The organism is Georgenia yuyongxinii (genome assembly GCF_006352065.1).
Lineage (GTDB): Bacteria > Actinomycetota > Actinomycetes > Actinomycetales > Actinomycetaceae > Georgenia > Georgenia yuyongxinii.
In genome coordinates, this window is record NZ_CP040915.1 from 2,866,471 (window position 1) to 2,883,601 (window position 17,131).

The window sequence follows — 17,131 nt, forward strand, 5'->3', positions numbered from 1 at the left end:
ACGCCGGTCATCCCCGCTCAGCCGCCTGGTCACCGGCGTCGGCCCCACCCCGGCGTGCCAGGTTTCCCGGCACGGTCAGCACATGGGCCAGCCGCTTCGACACTCCTTGCACAGTCCGGCCACCGATGCGGGCGCGGACTCCTACGTCGCCCGTCGTGGGCTTACTGAGCAGCGCCCGCGGCGCACCGCGCATCGTTCTGGCAAACCCGGTCACACGGCCTTGTCCCTGTCGAACCCGTCCAGGGGTACATTCGCACCTGGGGCACCCGTGACGCGCGGCTGGCCGCTCACACCCAGGTCGCGACGCATTCCGCTGGAAGGTCCGATGACCACGCCCAGGTTGCAGACGAGACGAAGCGCCGGAGACCCGACTGATGTCGTCGACGCGCCGCCGGACGTCGCTCGCGAGGCCGCCGGCGTACGCGGCCGTCGGCAGCCAGCGGGCTACCCCGCACCGCCCCCCGTCCCGCATCCCGGGCCGACACCCCATGTGCCCGGGCCCAGACTCCTCATCGCCTCGACGGCGGACGGACGACAAGTGACAACCAGCCACGACCCGTTCTGGGCCGCGACCGTGGTCGGGCGTTCGCTGGCGATGCCGTGCTCGACATCGGTGATCGGGAGTTCCGGATGGCCCACTGGCACGTCGCGGAGCGTGCCGTGAACGGCATGGTGGTCAGCTTCGACGTGGCGTGTCGCCCGGAGCCGGTCTGATGGCCGCCGACCCGGCCCTGGCTGACCCGGACGTTCTGGTCATCGGCGGTGGGCAGGCCGGGCTGGCGATGGGCTACCACCTTGCGCGGCGCGGCCTGCGGTTCCAGATCGTGGATTCGGGCCCGGAGATCGGCACGGTCTGGCGCTCCCGCTGGGACTCGCTGCAGCTGTTCACCTCCAGCCGTTACAGCAACCTGCCAGGGCTGCGCTTTCCGGCGCCCGCGGACACCTACCCGGGCCGGGATGACGTCGCGCACTACTTGCGGGTCTACGCGGCGACGTTCGCCCTGCCGGTCCGGCTCAACACGACCGTGACATCGCTGGCCCGCGCCGAAGACGGCGGCTACCTGGCCCGAGCCGGCGCCGACGCGGTCCACGCGCGCCACGTCGTCGTCGCCACAGGCCCCTTCCAGGTCCCCTTCACCCCGTCCGTCGCTGGGGGGCTGGCGCCGGACGTGCACCAGCTTCACAGCGCCGATTACCAGCGGCCGGAGCAGCTGCCCACGGGCCGGGTGCTCGTCGTCGGCGCGGCGAACTCCGGCTGCCAGATTGCCCAGGAGCTGTCCGCGACCCGGGCCGTGGACCTGGCAGTGGGCACCCGCATCCCGGCGGTGCCGCAGCGGCCGCTGGGACGAGACGTCTGGTGGTGGGCCTCGGCGGCGCGGCTGGACCGGGTGACTGCCGGCTCGCGAATCGGACGGCGGCTGGCCGGCCGCGACCAGATCGTCGGAACCAGCCCCAAGCAGCTCGCTCGCCGGCACGGCATCACGCTCCGACCCAGGGTCGACGCCGTGGTTGGCAGGAGCATCCGTTTCGCCGACGGCACCCATTCCGAGTACGACTCGGTCGTCTGGGCGACCGGATTCCGGACAGATGATTCGTGGATGCACGTCCCCGAAGCCACCGACGCGCACGGAACGCTGCAGCAGTCCCGCGGCATCACCCCATCGCCGGGCCTGTACACGGTCGGGAGGACGTGGCAGCACACCCGCGGCTCGGCACTGCTCGGTTGGGTCGGCGACGACGCCGCCTTCGTCGGTGAGCAGATCACGGACCGGATGAACGGCTGACGGGCATGATCGCTTCCCAGCATTCCCCCGGCCGCCCAGCGCGGGACACCACCCGGTCCTTCCGCGGCGATCTACGCGCACCTGTGGCCTGGGGCGTGGTCTGGGGTGTGCTGCAGGCGGCGTCACCACTGGCCTTCTTCTGGCTCGACGACGCCACGGTCTACGCGCTGGGGCTCGTCCTGATCGCGGCGGTCTACATCGGATTCAGCGTCGCCGACGGGCGGGGCAAGGTCATCGCCGTCGAGACGGGCGTCGCCACGGTGTTCGTCGTCACTGCCGCGGCCGCGGTGACTGGATCGGCCTGGCTGCTCGTGGCCGGGCTGGCCGGCCACGGCCTGAAAGACCTGTGGCAGCACCGCACTGGATTCGTGGCCAACACCCGGTGGTGGCCCCCGTTCTGCGCCACCGTCGACTTCGTCGCCGCCGCCCTGATCGCTGTCGCGATCCTCACTGATTTCCACGTCGGACGGTGAGCAGATCGGCAGATCCCTCCGGGTGGGGACATCGCCGGCGGCGCGCATGGCACGCCGTACTGGGTCGAGCGCACCGTCACCGATACCGACGGTAACCCGGTCCCGAACGCGCGGATCGAGGTGTGGGAGGCCGACGAAGACGGCCTCTACGACGTGCAGTACGACGACAACCGGGTGGCCGGGCGGGCCTGGCTCGCTTCGGACGAGGCGGGCAAGTACTGGTTCTGGGGCCTCACCCCTACCCCGTACCCGATCCCGCACGACGGCCCGGTGGGCAAGATGCTCGCCGCCGTGGGCCGCTCTCCGGTCCGGGCGGCGCATCTGCACTTCATGATCACCGCGCCCGGCTACCGCACCCTGGTCACGCACGTCTTCGTTGAGGGGGACCCCAACTCGCCCTCGGCGACTCAGTGTTCGGCGTCAAGGACTCCCTCATCAAGCGCTTCGAGGACCAAGCCCCCGGCACCCCCACCCCGGACGGGCGCCACCTCGGCGATGAGGCGCCTGGGCCCGCACCCGCTTCGACATCGTTCTCGCCCCCGACAACACCGAAACCTGCGGAGCCCGCACCGAGCAGCGTTGGTGTCAAACCTCCGAGGCGGCGCCCGTGAACCTCCGGCGCGGATCGTTGCGCGTCGCGCGGCCGAGCCGGCACGACCGCCCCAGAGAGGCCAAAGTGGAGGGTTTGCGGACGGTGGATCAAGTCTCTACACACCTCAGGCCCGGGAATCCTTGGATTCCCGGGCCTGATCTCGTAGCGGGGGCAGGATTTGAACCTGCGACCTCCGGACGCCGTCAGAGGCGTCGCGACCACTACGGTGTCGGGCCGAAAGCTACCGATTCACGCGGTGTGGTGCGGGATTCGCCCACACTTCCAGTTCTCAAGATAGCCCTTCGGTGCGGTGTAGGACGGACCCAATGTGGACCCAAAATGGACACTGGCCGAATCACGTCATGGCGCCCCGCTCGGGCTCGGCCCTGTGTCGACAAGATCTCCGGCGCGGGTGTGGACATGCCGCGCAGCCCATAGCCGGATGAGCTCCGACCATCGGACGCCCGCGACGTTGACGAGGTCGAGCCCCAGCTCGGACTGGAAGAGTCCTGCCATGTCGTCGAGCCGTTGGAAGAGGTTGCCCTTCCCCTTCAAAATTCGCCGAACACCTCATTTGCACCGGAGACGAAGCAGACGAGTCGCAGCTCAGGTGAACGCCCACCAGGTCGAGAGGGCTCTGGACACGATCGTGAGCCGCCTGGATGACGACAGATTGTCCGACCTCACCCTCCGGGAAACCCAGGACGGTTCAGGTGTGAGAACTTGCACCTACGGAATGCCCGTCTTGAGCGGGCGATGCGGACCTTAGACAAGTCGCATTTTCCTAGGCTAGAAGGGCATTCCCGTGTTCCGCGCCACCCGCGGCTCTCAGCCCATCGGTGGATCCAGGTTTCGCTACCCATCCTGAGGTTCTCGGTTCTTTTTGCCGCTGCTATGAAGGCCGAGGCACAGGTCAGGCAGGCTGAGGCCGGTCAGCCGTTGGCGGCTTGGAGATTTGAGGCGAGAGCCATGGTTGCGGGGGTGACGACGTCCGAGAGCACTATCACGGCCTTTTTGTGGGTGCGGTCCAGGCCGAAGTAGGAACTGTACCCACCGGTCTCGCCCGTGTGCCAGGTGATCGTCTCGCCGTCCCGCGACGTTGAGATCGCCCAGAAGAAGCCCATGTCCATGTCCGTCTCGGGGGTGCCGGTGACCGGGTCAAGCGCAGCCATACCCGGTGCCGATCCGTCCAGGATTGCTGTGGCCAGTCGTGCCAGGTCTTCGGTGGTGGAGACAGCAGCCCCGGCCGGTGCGTACGCGTTGACAACCCACGGGTGCACGCTGAGTCCTGTCTGTGACTTCCCGCCGGGGACGAGTGCCTCGTCGTCCTGGATGGCGGTGTCGTTCATTTTGAGGGGCTCGAACAAACGCGTGCGCATGAGCTCGGAGTAGCTCATCCCGGTCGCTGCGGCGACCGCCTGCCCCGCGGTCGCTGCGCCGAGGTTCGAGTACGCCCATGAGCCGCGGCCTACCAGGTTCTGCCCTCGGATCTCCTCTGTCATCTGCTCAGCGTTGGTGGTGAGGAAGTTGAGGCCCAGCGGAGCGCTCCACGCCGCGCGTTGCTGGGTTGACGGGCCGAAGTCGACGTATCCGGCGGTATGAGTCACGAGCTCGTGAAGGGTGACTGCGCCAGCGGGCGATCCGACGAGTTCAGGAAGGTAGCGGGATACGGGCTCGTCCATCTGAACCTCTCCGCGGTCCACGGCATCGGCGATGACGAGGCCGGTCATCGCCTTGGCCAGCGACCCGACCTCCATTTGCGTCGTCTGGGCAGCTCCAAGGCCCGCCAGACGCACCGGTTGCGGCGCGCCCAGATCGACGTGAGCGACCGCGATGCTTTCGAAACCGTCCAAAGCGCCCACGAGTTGTTCGGCCTGGAGCTGGTCGAGGAGTACCGGGTCGCCGGTCCCCGACGTGGACAAGGTCGGGGCGAGCAGTGCGGACGAGACGGCGACGGCGAGCGATGAGACCGCGACCGTCAAGATGAGCCGGCGGGAGGCGAGATACACGCCGCCGAGTGCGACGCCCATCAGCAATGCTGGCCAGATGTCGGCGTACGCACCTGAGTTGAGCGAATGCTGCAGCATAGCGATCGGGAGCGCGAGCAGGACGAGTGCGACGAACAGCTTTCCGGTCCACCGGCGGGCGAAGGAGTCGGTGTCCCGCATCCACAGGAGGTTTAGGGGCCTACGACGCATCGCCCCGTTGAACGTAGCTCTCCGACTCCCGCGGCCAGCGGCCTTGGTCGCACCAATTTTCTCTGTGGTCATTGCCCAATCCCGTCAACAGTGGTACGTGGCGTACCTGATCTCGGCACCGACGGCGCCAAGGTTCCTTCAATCCGGAAGGTAAAAGGAGACGTGGTGAGCGAACATCACCAGAAGTGGTGATTCATGTGGTGATCACTTGCCCGGGCTCGAGGGGTGGCGCGGACGCCTCCTCCCTCTACGACGGGCAGTTGTTACCGGGAGACAGGACCCTTCGTCGGTCCATCGTCTCCCGCGTCATGGCGGTGGGCTTCCGGCTGCCTCGCATCGTCGGTGAGATTCAGGATTCGGGCCAGGTCGACCTCGGAGGCTCCGCCGGGGAACCCGGCACGAGACAAGAGCACGGCACCGAAGGTTGCACTCCAGAAGGTCCGCACTTCACGCGCGAGCTCAGGTGACGTCGACCAGCCGTCTCGGGCGCTCCGCTCACGGATGAATCGCTCCGACCTGACGAACAGGAGATCAAGGTTGCGCTGAATGAGGTAAGTCGAGCCGGGGGAATCACCGGCGATGCCGAGTGCCGAGACGACCAGGGGCAGCGACGGCATGAGCAGCGCGGTGCGGGCGAGGACCGAGCGGAACGCCGAGACCGACTTGGCTCGTGACCCGGCCGTGCGCAGCCGCGCGGTGTCGCGCAGAAGATTGGCGAACGCTGCGTCAACGAAGAGCGCGTCCTTCGATCCGAAATGGTGCGTGATCTGGTTCGGATACACCCCGGCGGCGGCGGCGATCGCGGCCACGCTCACCTCGCTGCGCGGGGCCCGGACGAACAGATCGGATGCCGCGTCACGGATACGCGCACGGGTCGCGGCCCCTCGCGGGGACGGAGCGGGCGGCTGTCTCGGGTTGGCCACGCGTTTATTGTATGTGATACAAGTCCACTCGTTTACTTGTATCGCATACAAGAAGGGTAGACCACGGTCGCGATTACAGGCATGGGAGCAGTGACCCCACTGGGGATCGGGGTCACTGCGCTCTGGGACGGGCTGCTGGCCGGAGCGTCTAACGTCGTCGATCTCTCCGCACGAGGTGAGGACTGGGCGAACCTTCCGGTTCCGGTGGCGTCTGTCGCTCCGGAACTCGGACCCGACGTCATCGACCCGATCCGGGCGCGTCGACTCGACCGGAGCCAGGCGCTCGCTGTCGTCGCGGCGGCAGAGGCTTGGGCGCACGCCGGAGCACCGGAGGTCGAACGCGACCGTTTGGCTGTCGTCATCGGCGCCGGCATCGGAGGGCTCCAAACCCTGCTCGATCAAGACGATGTGCTCGAGAACTCCGGGGCTCGGCGGGTCTCGCCCCGCACGGTTCCGATGCTCATGGCCAATGCTGCGGCGGCCCAGATCAGCATCGAATATGGCGCCGGTGCCGGCGTGTTCACCCCGGTCTCGGCGTGCGCAGCGGGAGCCGAGGCCGTCGCGATGGGTATGCGCTTGATCGATGGCGATGAAGCCGACGTCGTCATCGTGGGCGGAGCCGAAGCGCCGATCATGCCACTTACCCTCGCGGCATTTGCCCGAGCGCAGACCTTGGCGAAGCCGAGCCGGGCGCTCGACCAGCTCTCGCGCCCCTTCGACCTGCACAGGTCCGGATTCGTACTGGGAGAGGGCGCGGGAGTGCTGATCCTGGAATCAGAGCGGCACGCCGCGGCCCGGCGCGCTCCGACCATCGCGCGCATCGCCGGCTTTGGCATCTCCTCCGATGCCCACCACATGACAGCACCCGATCCCACCGGCACCGGGCAGGTCCGCGCCATGACGACAGCCGTTCGCCGGGCCGGTCTGAAAGCTGGAGACGTCGACCACATCAACTGCCACGCCACCGGAACGGCGGTCGGCGATCGAAGCGAAGCTCTGGCCATCCGAACGGTCTTCGGCGAGCAGGTCCCCGTCACCGCCCCGAAGGCCTCCATCGGACATCTGGTCGGCGGCGCGGGCGCGGTAGAGGCCATCATCACCGCGCTGACTATCGACACCGGAATCATCCCGCCGACGAAGAACCTCGACGATGCCGATCCCGAACTGATGCTCGACGTCGTGACCACCGAGAAGCCTGGTCCGGTCTCCGCCGCACTCACCAACTCCTTCGGGTTCGGCGGTCATAACGCCGCCCTGCTTCTCTCGGCGCCATGACTGAGCGGCCTCATCCTCCGCGTTGGCCGCTCGGGACCGAAAACCAGTCGATGACACCGAAGTGCCGGACCGTGTGAATCGACACCCCAGTCCGTCCAGCGAACTTCCCGTTCTGCATCATCGATCCCTGCGACTCCTCCATCCAGCCAGTGTGCCCACCATGCCGGTGCGAGCGCTCCTAGACACGGACTGTGCTCTGCCTGGTTCAGCGCCTCCCTGAGTCATAAGGCCCGCGCAACCCTGTGGTTCATGACGCCCTCCCTAGCGCCCGCGGTCTCACGGGTTCGTGAAGAAGCGCGATGGACAGCACTGAAAGTGCCCCTGGTCACAGGGCGCCGAGGTCGAGCCGTCGGGCCTCTGCTGCGGCGCGTTCTGAGGCACGTGCGCGGGTGTAGCGGACGAGCATGTCGGTGCGGGTCCAGCCGGCGATCGCCATGAGACCGGACTCGGAGCCGCCCGCGGCGAGCCAACGGTGGGCAGCAGTGTGCCGCAGCCGGTGCGGCCGGAAGCCGTGCACGCCGGCTCGCTTGGCTCGGCGTCGCGGCGAACGGGCGAGTCCTTCGCGGCCGAACCGCTTGCCGCGGCTGCCCAGCCACAGGTCAGCGGTCCCGGCGAGCGGATGCTCCTCACGTTCGCCGAGGTAGGCCAGGAGTGCCTCGGTGGTGGCCTGCCCGATCGGGACAATCCGGCCGCGTCCTCCCTTGCCGCGGCGGATGGTGATCAGGCGCCCAAGGAGGTCGAGGTCGTCGAGCTGGAGGTCCACGACTTCGCCGGAGCGGATGGCGGTCTCGAACATGAGGCGGATGATGGCCTCGTCGCGGCGGTGGTGCAGCGTCTCCACGGCGGCTGTCGAGCCTTCGGGCACCGTGCAGGTCTTAACCAGGGCGCGCAGCTCGTCGTCGGTCAGCGGCTCGACCAACGGTGGCTCGACGCGGGGCGCCTTGACGCCGGGGAACGGGTCGGCGGGGATCTCGCCGCCGGCGGTGAGCCAGGCGGCGAAGCGGCGGACGGCGAGCTGGCGGATCCGGGCGGTGCCCGGTGCGGCGCCGGCGTCCAGCAGGCCGGCGATCCATAGGTTGAGTGCGGCGCGGCTCATCGGGAGCTGGTCGCGCTCGGCGCACCAGCGCAGGTAGCGGGTGACGCCGTCGGCGTAGAGGGTGACCGTGCCGGGCGCCTTGATCTCGGCGCGCAGCGCGGTCTGCCAGTCACTCAGTCGGTCGATAGCGTCGGTGGCGGACATGCCGATCAGGTGGGTCATGCCCACACCGCACAGCCAGCCCTCCTCGGCGCCTCGCGAGGCGGCGGCGGTGTAGGTCACCCTCGGCGGCGCCGCCGAGGGTTGTCCGGGAAACCCGTCACTAAGTGGACACTCGATCATGTCCGTAAACGCCTCCAGGCTCGGAATCCGTAGATTCCGAGCCTGGATCTCGTAGCGGGGGCAGGATTTGAACCTGCGACCTCCGGGTTATGAGCCCGGCGAGCTACCGAGCTGCTCCACCCCGCGTCGGTAAGTACAGGTTACGTCGCGGTGAAGACAGAGTGCAAATCGCCCAGACGTGCCCTCGCTCACAGCGTCACCAGGTGCGCACCCGGGCTTGCGTACGCACACCACCGACCCGGGAAGCCGAGACCGGGGCCGCCCGGAAGGGCGGCCCCGGTCACCGGGTCAGTCGGCACGTCAGGCGGCCTGGTCGCCGCGAGCCGGGCTCTGCTGAACCTCCTACGCGGCCGGTGTCTCGCCGTCGGCCGGGGCCTGCCCATCGGCCGGGGCCTCTGTGGCCGGTGCGTCCCCGCCGGCTGCGGCAATCTCCTGCTCCGCGGCCAGGGCGTCCGAGATGGCCGAGCTGAGCCGGCCCTGGGCCTCGCCGTACTTCGCCCAGTCACCAGAGGACAGCGCGGCGTTGCTGTCGGCGAGCGCCTGCTGCGCCTTGGAGAGCGCCTGCGTCAGCCGCTCCTGGGCGGCCGCCGGCACCTCGGTGGTGCCGGACGGCGGCTGCTCGCCCTCCGCCGGCGGGGTCTCGGGCTGGACGCCCGCATCGCCGGCCGCGGCACCGGAGTCGCCGCCGAAGACCTGGTCCAGCGCCTCATCGAGCGTGGAGGCGAACCCGATCTCATCACCAAAGGCCACGAGGACACGCTGCAGCAGCGGGTACGACGTGCCCGCCGCCGACTGGACGTACACCGGCTGGACGTAGAGCAGGCCACCGCCCACCGGCAACGTCAGCAGGTTGCCCAGCCGCACGTCCGAGCCACCCTGGCGCAGCAGGTTCAGCTCGGTGGAGACGGTCGGGTTCGAGTTGAAGTTGTTCTGCACCTGGCCGGGGCCGGGCACGGTCACGTCGCTCGGGAGCTCGAGCAGTCGCATCTGGCCGTAGCCCTCACGGATCTCCCCCGGAGTGTTGCCGGTCTCCGAATCCACCGCGAGGAACCCGGTGAGGATGTTCCGCTCGGTCTGCCCGCCAGGGATGAAGCTCGAGGTCAGTGAGAAACGCGCGTCCTCCTGACCGGGCATCTGCAGCGTCAGGTAGAACGGGGGCTGGGCGACGTCGCCGGTACCCGTCGGGTCGGCGGGGATGTTCCAGAAGTTCGAGCCCGAGTAGAACGACGCCGCGTCGGTGACGTGGTACTCGCTGAGCAGCTCGCGCTGGACCTTGAACAGGTCCTCCGGGTAGCGCATGTGGCTCATGAGGTCGCCGCTGATCTCGCTGACCGGCTGGATCTGGTCGGGGAAGACGTTCTCCCAGGTCTTCAGGATCGGGTCGGCCTCGTCCCACCCGTAGAGCGTGACCTCGCCGTCGTAGGCGTTGACCACGGCCTTGACCGAGTTCCGGATGTAGTTGACCTCGGGAGGTGCGGCCCCGACGGTGGTCGGCACACCGTTGACGGTGGTCAGCGAGTCGCTGACGGCCTCCTGGAGGGACTCGCGCGCGGAGTATGGGTAGTCGTTGGTGGTGGTGTACCCGTCGACGATCCAGACCAGCTCCTTGGGCGTGTCCGGGTTGTCGTCCATGTCGACGACGGCCGGGTAGGCCCGCTGGTCGAGCGTGAGGTACGGCGCGACCTTGGCGACGCGGTCGTGCGGGTCGCGGTCGAACAGGATCTGCGACTCCTCGGTGACGCGGTCGGAGAAGAGGAGCTGCATGTCCCCGAATTTCAGGGCGTAGAGCACCTTGTTGAAGATGTTGCCCACGGAGGGGCCGCCGTCGCCGGTGTAGGTGTTGTTGACCTGGCCGTTGGGGGCGTCGTCGTCGGGGTAGTCCAGCTCCCACGGGTCGGTGCCCTCGGGTGCGCCGACGATCGAGTAGTCGGGGCTGTTCTGCCCGAAGTACACGCGCGGCTCGTAGTCGCCCAGCTGTCCGACGCTCGGGATGCCCTGCTCGAAGAAGGCCGGGCGCCCGTCCGCGGAGAGGGTGTTGCCGTAGGCGGCGACGGCACCGAAGCCGTGCGTGTACACGGTGTGGTCGTTGACCCAGGTGCGCTGGTTCTGGCCCAGGCCGTTCTGGTTGAGCTCGCGGACCGCGATGACGGTGTCGCGGCTCTCGCCCTCGATCTCGTAGCGGTCCACCGCCAGGGTGTCCTGGAAGCTGTAGTACTGCCGGTTCTGCTGCAGCTGGTTGAAGGTCGGGGAGACGATGTTGGGGTCGAGCAGGCGGATGGACGCCGTGGACTGGCTGTCCGCGCGCAGCTGGCCCGCCTCGGCCTCGGTGGTGGCCGAGTAGGTCTCCGCCTTGACGTTGTCGAGCTTGTACGCCGCGAGGGTGGCGTCGATGTTGCGTTGGATGAAGGGCCGCTCGACCTCCTGGGCGTTCGGGTCAACCTGGAAACGCTGGACGACGGCGGGGTACGCCGTCCCCACCACGATGGCCGAGAGGATCATCAGGGCGATCCCCGCCACCGGCAGGCGCCAGGTGCCGCGGAACGCCGTGATGACGAAGAGGATCGCCACGACGACCGCGATGCCGGCAAGGATCGCCTTGGCGGGCAGGTTGGCACTGATGTCCGTGTAGGAGGCACCGGCGAAGCGCCCGGCGTCGCCGACGAGCAGCGAGTACCGATCGAGCCAGTAGCTTGCGGCGATGAGCAGCGAGAAGGTCGCGGCCAGCACGGCCAGGTGCACGCGTGCCGCCGCGCTCACCCGCTGCTGGCGCGGGGCGAGCGAGATGCCGCCGTAGAGGTAGTGGGTGACCACCGCGGCCGCAGCCGAGATGAACACGACGGTCATCAGGAACGAGACCAGCGAGCGGATCACCGGCAGCGTGAAGACGAAGAAGCCGATGTCCAGCCCGAACTGCGGGTCCACCTGCCCGAACTGCTCGCGGTTGAGCCAGGTCAGCACGGGCCGCCACTGGCTCGACACGCTGGCGCCGGCGAACAGGCCCAGGACGACCGGGGCACCGATCATCACCAGGCGGCGCAGCGGCTCGACGCTCTCGCGGTAGCGGTCGAGGTTGCGCTCCTCAGGCGTGGTGGGAGGGTAGATCTCGCGGCGCGAGTAGGCCAGGTGCAGGTTGAGCAGGACGGCCCCGCCCATCACTGCGAAGCCGACGAGGAAGAGAATCACCCTGGTGACCCACTCGGTGACGAGGACCTGGGTGAAGTCAAGGTGCTGGAACCACTGCACCTCCGTCCACACCTGGGCCATCGCCATGATGATGGCGGCCAGGATCGCCAGGACGACGATCGTGGGGATGAGTGCCCCACGACGCTGTCCCTCCCTCCTCGGGCTGGGCGGACGGGGGACGGATGCGGACGTCACGGAGCAGCACCTCGGGTTGATCGAGCAGGAACAGGGTGTGGACGTGGCCGGGAACGGCGCGCGGCCTTCCCCGGAAGAACGTCCGGTCCACCACCAAGGTTCCCACACGTACGGTCACCGAGGTGGCAAAGGCCACCCGCCAGAGGGCCGGCCAAGCCCGCACGGGACGGGCCGGCGCGGCTCGGCCCGCGGGTGCGCGATCATGGAGCCATGAGCGAGGAGCAGACGACGGCAGAGCCGTCCGCGCGCGAGCAGGCACTGCGCGCCGCGGTGCGGGACCTCGAGCGGCACGTGGCGTCCCTGGGCTGGGACGGCCAGGTGTTCGTCTTCGCGCTCGTGCGCACGGCCGAGGCCCTCGAGAAGACGCCGGAGCTGGCGCGTGAGCTGCCCGAGGAGGCGGTGCGCACGGCGGCCGTGGAGCCCGAGCACCTGACCGGGATCCAGCAGGAGGGGCTGCCCGACTCGGACACGCTCGAGGAGCTGCTCGGCCAGCTCGCGTGGCCGGACTCGGTGGACGGCGCCGCGGTGGTCGTCGAGCGGATGGTCGTCCCGCCCGAGGCGGAGTCCGGCATGCCGAAGGAGCCCGCCGCCGCGGTGGAGTACCTCATGAACCATCCTGACCGGCAGGACGTGCGGATGGCCACCGGCGTGCTTCGCACGGGAGAGTCGTGGTGCGCGCTGCGCAGCCGCAGCCACGACTTCGACGACGCCGTGGCCGGCTCCCCCGACGCGGTGCCCGGGCTGGTCGAGGCGCTGCGGGCCACGCTCGCCTGACGACGGCGCTGCGGGGCCACGCTCGCCTGACGACGGCGCTGGGGGCCACGCTCGCCTGATCGCGGCGGCTCAGGCCGGCGCGCACGACGGCAGGCTCGCGCCGTCGCCCTCCCCGATCGTCTCGACGGCGTGATGTGCCTCCTCCATCGTGGCGACCGCGACCACCTGGAGGCCGTCTGGCACGTGCCCGACGACCTCGTCGCAGTTGCGCAAGGGGGCGAGGAACCACTCCGCCCCGTCACGGCGGGCACCGATGAGCTTTTGGCGGATCCCGCCGATGGCGCCGACCTCCCCCGCCAGGTTCATGGTCCCGGTGCCCGCGATGTCCTGCCCGCCGGTCATCTCCCCCGGCGTCAGGGTGTCGATGATGCCGAGCGCGAACATCGTCCCCGCGCTCGGCCCGCCGATCTTCTCGATGTCGAAGCTGACCTCGACCGGCAGCTCGACGTCCGGCTCCAGGACCACGCCCAGCAGGCTGCCCTCCGGGGCGTCGGCCCCTTCGAGCGCGGGCTGCTGCTCCGGCGGCGCCATCGTGACCACCTCGACGCTCTCCTCGCGCCCGGCGCGCTCGACGCCGACCGTGACGCTGGTCCCTGGTGCCGTCGCCGCGAGCACCTCGGCGAGGTCGGAGAAGCTCCCAACCTGCGTGACGTCGCGGCCGGGCGGCTGGATGGAGATGATGACGTCGTCGCGCAGCAGCACGCCCTCGGCGCCGGACCCGGGTGCCGCGGAGGAGACGGTGAGCACCATCGGCACGGGGTACCCCAGCTCCTCCAGCGCCGCGACGGTGGCGTTGGTCTGCGAGGACGTCATCTGCGCGCCCGCCTCCTGGTCGATCTGCTCGCGTGTGCTGCCCTCGGGGAAGACCGCCTCGCGGGGCAGCACCACCTGTTGCCCCGACAACCAGCCGGCGAGCACGTCCACCGCGGTGACCTCGAAGCCCGGCCCGCCGGCGACCGACACCGTGGTGAGCCGCAGCTCCCCGCTCGTCGGATACGTCTCGGCGCCCTCGACGGTGATCAGGGGCTCGCCGTCCACCTCCCCCAGGGTGTTGACCGTGGGGCCGGGACGCTGGATCGCGTACGGCAGCGGCACCAGGACGGCGACCAGCAGCAGCAGCGTCAGCAACCCGCCGGCGACCACGAGGGTGACCGACCGGCGCGAGACCAGCTGGAGCTCCTCGAGCAGGGGCAGCGGCTCGGGCCGTCGGGGCCGACCGGCGCCGCCGTCGGCACCCGGGCGGCGCCGCGGGGCGTCGGGCTCGCGGAGGTCGGCGCTGCGGCGTCCCGGGCGGATCACCGGCTCATCATGCCGCATGGGGCTGGGGGCCTCGTCGTGCGCCCTGAGCGAACCGGCGCCCCGGCGCGCCGGCCGGCCCTGCCCCCGGGCTGACCAGCCGGTTACCGTGGTGGTCCACGACACGAGGAGCAGCAGATGAGCCAGGACCCCGCACGTCCCGAGGGCGGCGAGCAGAACAGCTGGGAGGAGCTGTTGCGCTCGATGATGGGCCCCGAGGCGGCGGAGGAGGCCATGCGCGCCATGCGGGCGAGCGGGCTGGACCCCGAGGCGATGTCACGCGCGGCGGGGCTGCCGACGGACCGCAACCAGCTGATGATGATGCTCAGCCAGATGCAGCAGCTGCTGTCCTCGGGCGGCGGCGGACCGGTCAACTGGAACCTCGCGCAGAACCTCGCCCGGCAGACGGCGCACACCGGTGGTGACCCGTCGGTGACGGCCGCCGAGGCGGAGCAGGTGCGCTCCGCTCTGACGGTCGCAGATCTGTGGCTGGACGCCGCGACCGAGCTGGCCCCGGCCGGCGGGCGTCAGGAGGCCTGGAGCCGGGCGGACTGGGTGGAGCGCACCCTGCCCACCTGGAAGCGGCTCTCCGAACCGGTGGCCGCGTCGGTCGCGCAGGCCCTGGCGGACACCATCGCCGCGCAGAGCGAGCACATGCCCCCTGAGATGCAGGCACTCGCTCAACAGATGGGCGCGGCGGAGGGCATGCTGCGCCAGCTCGGCGGCGCCGTCTTCGGCATGCAGCTCGGCCAGGCAGTAGGCACCCTCGCCCGCGAGGCGTTCGGCCCCGCGGACACCGGCCTGCCGCTCGTTGAGCAGCCGGTCTCGGCGCTCGTGCCCGCCAACGTCGCCGCCTTCACCGAGGGGCTCGACGCACCGGCTGAGGAGGTCCGGCTGTTCCTGGCCGTCCGCGAGGTGGCGCACGCACGGCTCTTCGCGCACGTGCCGTGGCTGCGCGCCCACCTGCTGGGGATCGTGGCGTCCTACGCAGGCGAGATCACGATCGACACCGAGGCGATGGAGGAGGCCGTCCGCGGCATCGACCCCACCAACCCGGAGCAGCTGCGCGAGGCGTTCTCCGGCGGGGTCTTCGCCCTCGAGCAGTCCCCCGCCCAGAAGGCGGCGCTCGTTCGGCTCGAGACGGCGCTGGCCCTCGTGGAGGGCTGGGTCGAGGAGGTGACCGCGCAGGCGGTCGCCCCCCACCTGCCCCACGCGGTGCCCCTGCGCGAGATGCTGCGACGACGGCGCGCGACCGGCGGCCCGGCCGAGCAGACCTTCGCCACGCTCGTCGGGCTCGAGCTGCGACCGCGGCGCCTGCGTGAGGCGGCCACCCTGTGGGCCCGCCTGGGCGAGGCACGCGGCGTCGAGACCCGTGACCGCCTCTGGTCCCACCCCGACCTCATGCCGACGCCGGAAGAGCTCGACAACCCGGACGGTTTCGTCGCCTCGCGGCAGGCGGCCCGAGCCGCCGAGGAGGACGTCGACGCCGCCCTGGCGGCCCTGCTCGACGGCACGCTCCCGGACGAGGCAGGTCGGTCCCCGCACGACCCGGCCCCCGGGACGTCGCCCTCCCCCGGCTCCGGTTCGCCGGCGGACGGCTCGGGCGGCGAGCCTGGCGGCGACCGCACGAAGGACGCACCCGACGACGACGCGCCCAGGGGCTAGGGCGACGCTCGGCTGCCGCGCCCTCTCGGCTGCCGTCGGCACCGGACGCACTGTCCACAGGCCGGGAGCCGACGGCGGCACCTCCCCGGTCCCGCATGTCACGCTCGTTCCCGGGCCGGTCGTCGACCGGCGGGGAGGGGGCGCACCGTGCACCTGCGACCTGGTCTGAGCGTGCTGTGGCGCGGACCGGGCGAGAGCCAGGTCGGGGTCGACCCGCGCTGCGCCGTCGTCCTCGACGGGCTGACGCCCGGCGACCAGCGGGTGGTCGAGCACCTCACGCGCGGCCCGACGCCGGCCGACCTGCAGCGCGTCGGCCGGGCCGTCGGCGTCGAGCCCGAGCGGGTGCGTGAGCTGGTCGCCCGGCTCAAGGCCGCCGGTGTCCTGGACACCCGGCCCACTCGGTCCAGCTGGTCCCTGGCGGTTCCCGACACCGAGGAGTCCTACTGGTCCCGGCTGCGGGACGACGGCGACGGCGCCGCCGTCCTCGCGGTACGCGCCTCCAAGCGGGTGGCCGTCGTGGGTCTGGACCGCGTCGGGTCCTTCCTCGCCACGTTCCTGGCCATGGGCGGGGTCGGGACGCTGCTCCTCGACGACGTGTCGGCCGTGACCGAGGCCGACCTCGGCGTGTTCCAGGCGCGGGACGTGGGTGGCCGCCGCGCGACACGTGCCGTCACCCACCTGCGCGCCGCCTTCCCGCGCCTGCGGACCTCGGCGCCGGCCGGCACGCGGCCCGATCTCGTGGTGACCGTCTCCACCGCCGTCGCCGACCCTCTGCGGTTGCGTCACCTCCGGCGGGCCGCGATCGCTCACCTTCCGGTGGTGGTCGGGGAGGTCGCCGTCGTCGTCGGTCCGCTCGTGGTGCCCGGGCGCGGGCCGTGCACGCGGTGCCTCGACCTGCACCGGGTGGACGCCGACCCCGCGTGGCCGGCCCTGGCCGCCCAGCTGCTGACGTCGGCGCCCACCGGGACGCCGGCCACGCTCGCCCAGCTGGGCGCGGCGCTCGCGGCCCACCAGGTCCTCGCGGCGCTCGACGACCGGACCGTGACGGTCACCGGCGCCACGCTCGAGGTCACCGCGCTCGACCCCGTGCCGCTGGTCCGGCAGTGGGCGCCGCATCCCGCGTGCGGGTGCGATGCGCCATCGGCGCCGGCCACTGACCCGGCCGCGGCGACGACGACCCCGGACCAGGCCGCCGCAACCACAGCGGCAACCACAGACCCAGCCGCGGTAGGGCCCACCTCGGCAGACGGGGAAGAGGACGGCGACGGGGAGCCGGCCCGCGCCGATGCCCTGGCGCCCGCCGGGTCAGGGGGCCGCGCATGACGGCGCCGCCGGCGGCCGGGCTCGTGCAGCCCCGGCCGCCGGCGGCGCCGGTAAGTGCCCTCGAGGTGGACG

The 17,131-nt window shown here is 70.6% G+C and carries 11 protein-coding genes, 1 tRNA gene and 1 pseudogene; 7 read left to right on the forward strand and 6 right to left on the reverse strand.

All coding sequences use genetic code 11. From position 1 onward, the window contains the following. The first annotated feature begins 713 nt into the window (after positions 1-713). The 3 genes and pseudogenes from FE374_RS13110 to FE374_RS19895 all read left to right on the forward strand — a co-directional run. On the forward strand, positions 714-1,784 hold the full coding sequence (locus FE374_RS13110; protein ID WP_139929638.1) for a flavin-containing monooxygenase: 1,071 nt from the start codon (positions 714-716) through the stop codon (positions 1,782-1,784). A gap of 5 nt (positions 1,785-1,789) precedes the next feature. Then, positions 1,790-2,257, forward strand: coding sequence for a hypothetical protein (locus FE374_RS13115; protein WP_139929639.1), 468 nt, complete (start codon positions 1,790-1,792; stop codon positions 2,255-2,257). Positions 2,258-2,266: 9 nt separating this feature from the next. Further along, a pseudogene (locus FE374_RS19895) lies at positions 2,267-2,798 on the forward strand (dioxygenase family protein); the annotation flags it as partial. 983 nt (positions 2,799-3,781) lie between these two features. Here the strand turns inward: FE374_RS19895 and FE374_RS13125 are convergent. Both FE374_RS13125 and FE374_RS13130 read right to left on the reverse strand, forming a co-directional pair. Continuing rightward, positions 3,782-5,017, reverse strand: coding sequence for a serine hydrolase domain-containing protein (locus FE374_RS13125; RefSeq protein WP_168205683.1), 1,236 nt, complete (start codon positions 5,015-5,017; stop codon positions 3,782-3,784). Positions 5,018-5,310: 293 nt separating this feature from the next. Then, positions 5,311-5,970, reverse strand: coding sequence for a TetR/AcrR family transcriptional regulator C-terminal domain-containing protein (locus FE374_RS13130; RefSeq protein WP_139929641.1), 660 nt, complete (start codon positions 5,968-5,970; stop codon positions 5,311-5,313). Positions 5,971-6,042: 72 nt separating this feature from the next. Between FE374_RS13130 and FE374_RS13135 the strand changes: the two genes are divergently transcribed. After that, entirely contained in the window at positions 6,043-7,245 is a 1,203-nt protein-coding gene (locus tag FE374_RS13135; protein ID WP_269142071.1) for a beta-ketoacyl-[acyl-carrier-protein] synthase family protein, read from the forward strand. Positions 7,246-7,570: 325 nt separating this feature from the next. On the opposite strand, the gene FE374_RS13140 is transcribed toward FE374_RS13135, so the two are convergent. From FE374_RS13140 to FE374_RS13150, 3 genes are all read right to left on the reverse strand, one after another. Further along, positions 7,571-8,503 carry a tyrosine-type recombinase/integrase gene (locus FE374_RS13140; protein WP_230978305.1) on the reverse strand — a complete coding sequence of 311 codons (933 nt, stop codon included), beginning with the start codon at positions 8,501-8,503 and terminating at the stop codon, positions 7,571-7,573. Between the two features lie 172 nt (positions 8,504-8,675). Beyond that, a tRNA-Met gene (locus tag FE374_RS13145) sits at positions 8,676-8,749 on the reverse strand. A 216-nt stretch (positions 8,750-8,965) separates the two neighbouring features. Further along, on the reverse strand, positions 8,966-12,001 hold the full coding sequence (locus tag FE374_RS13150; protein ID WP_223173534.1) for a UPF0182 family membrane protein: 3,036 nt from the start codon (positions 11,999-12,001) through the stop codon (positions 8,966-8,968). A gap of 210 nt (positions 12,002-12,211) precedes the next feature. On the opposite strand from FE374_RS13150, the gene FE374_RS13155 reads away from it, so the two are divergent. Continuing rightward, entirely contained in the window at positions 12,212-12,775 is a 564-nt protein-coding gene (locus FE374_RS13155; RefSeq protein WP_139929643.1) for a PPA1309 family protein, read from the forward strand. Positions 12,776-12,844: 69 nt separating this feature from the next. On the opposite strand, the gene FE374_RS13160 is transcribed toward FE374_RS13155, so the two are convergent. Further along, positions 12,845-14,074 carry a YlbL family protein gene (locus FE374_RS13160; protein WP_230978306.1) on the reverse strand — a complete coding sequence of 410 codons (1,230 nt, stop codon included), beginning with the start codon at positions 14,072-14,074 and terminating at the stop codon, positions 12,845-12,847. 135 nt (positions 14,075-14,209) lie between these two features. On the opposite strand from FE374_RS13160, the gene FE374_RS13165 reads away from it, so the two are divergent. Next, positions 14,210-15,736, forward strand: a complete 1,527-nt coding sequence (locus FE374_RS13165; protein WP_139929645.1) for a zinc-dependent metalloprotease — start codon at positions 14,210-14,212, stop codon at positions 15,734-15,736. Between the two features lie 147 nt (positions 15,737-15,883). Beyond that, positions 15,884-17,059 carry a ThiF family adenylyltransferase gene (locus FE374_RS13170; RefSeq protein ID WP_139929646.1) on the forward strand — a complete coding sequence of 392 codons (1,176 nt, stop codon included), beginning with the start codon at positions 15,884-15,886 and terminating at the stop codon, positions 17,057-17,059. Positions 17,060-17,131 lie beyond the last annotated feature (72 nt).

Coding starts and splice junctions, on each gene's coding strand:
- FE374_RS13140 (WP_230978305.1), bottom strand. CDS start 8,503: ATGACCCACCTGATCGGCATGTCCGCCACCGACGCTATCGACCGACTG.
- FE374_RS13165 (WP_139929645.1), top strand. CDS start 14,210: ATGAGCCAGGACCCCGCACGTCCCGAGGGCGGCGAGCAGAACAGCTGG.
- FE374_RS13155 (WP_139929643.1), top strand. CDS start 12,212: ATGAGCGAGGAGCAGACGACGGCAGAGCCGTCCGCGCGCGAGCAGGCA.
- FE374_RS13125 (WP_168205683.1), bottom strand. CDS start 5,017: ATGCGGGACACCGACTCCTTCGCCCGCCGGTGGACCGGAAAGCTGTTC.
- FE374_RS13115 (WP_139929639.1), top strand. CDS start 1,790: ATGATCGCTTCCCAGCATTCCCCCGGCCGCCCAGCGCGGGACACCACC.
- FE374_RS13110 (WP_139929638.1), top strand. CDS start 714: ATGGCCGCCGACCCGGCCCTGGCTGACCCGGACGTTCTGGTCATCGGC.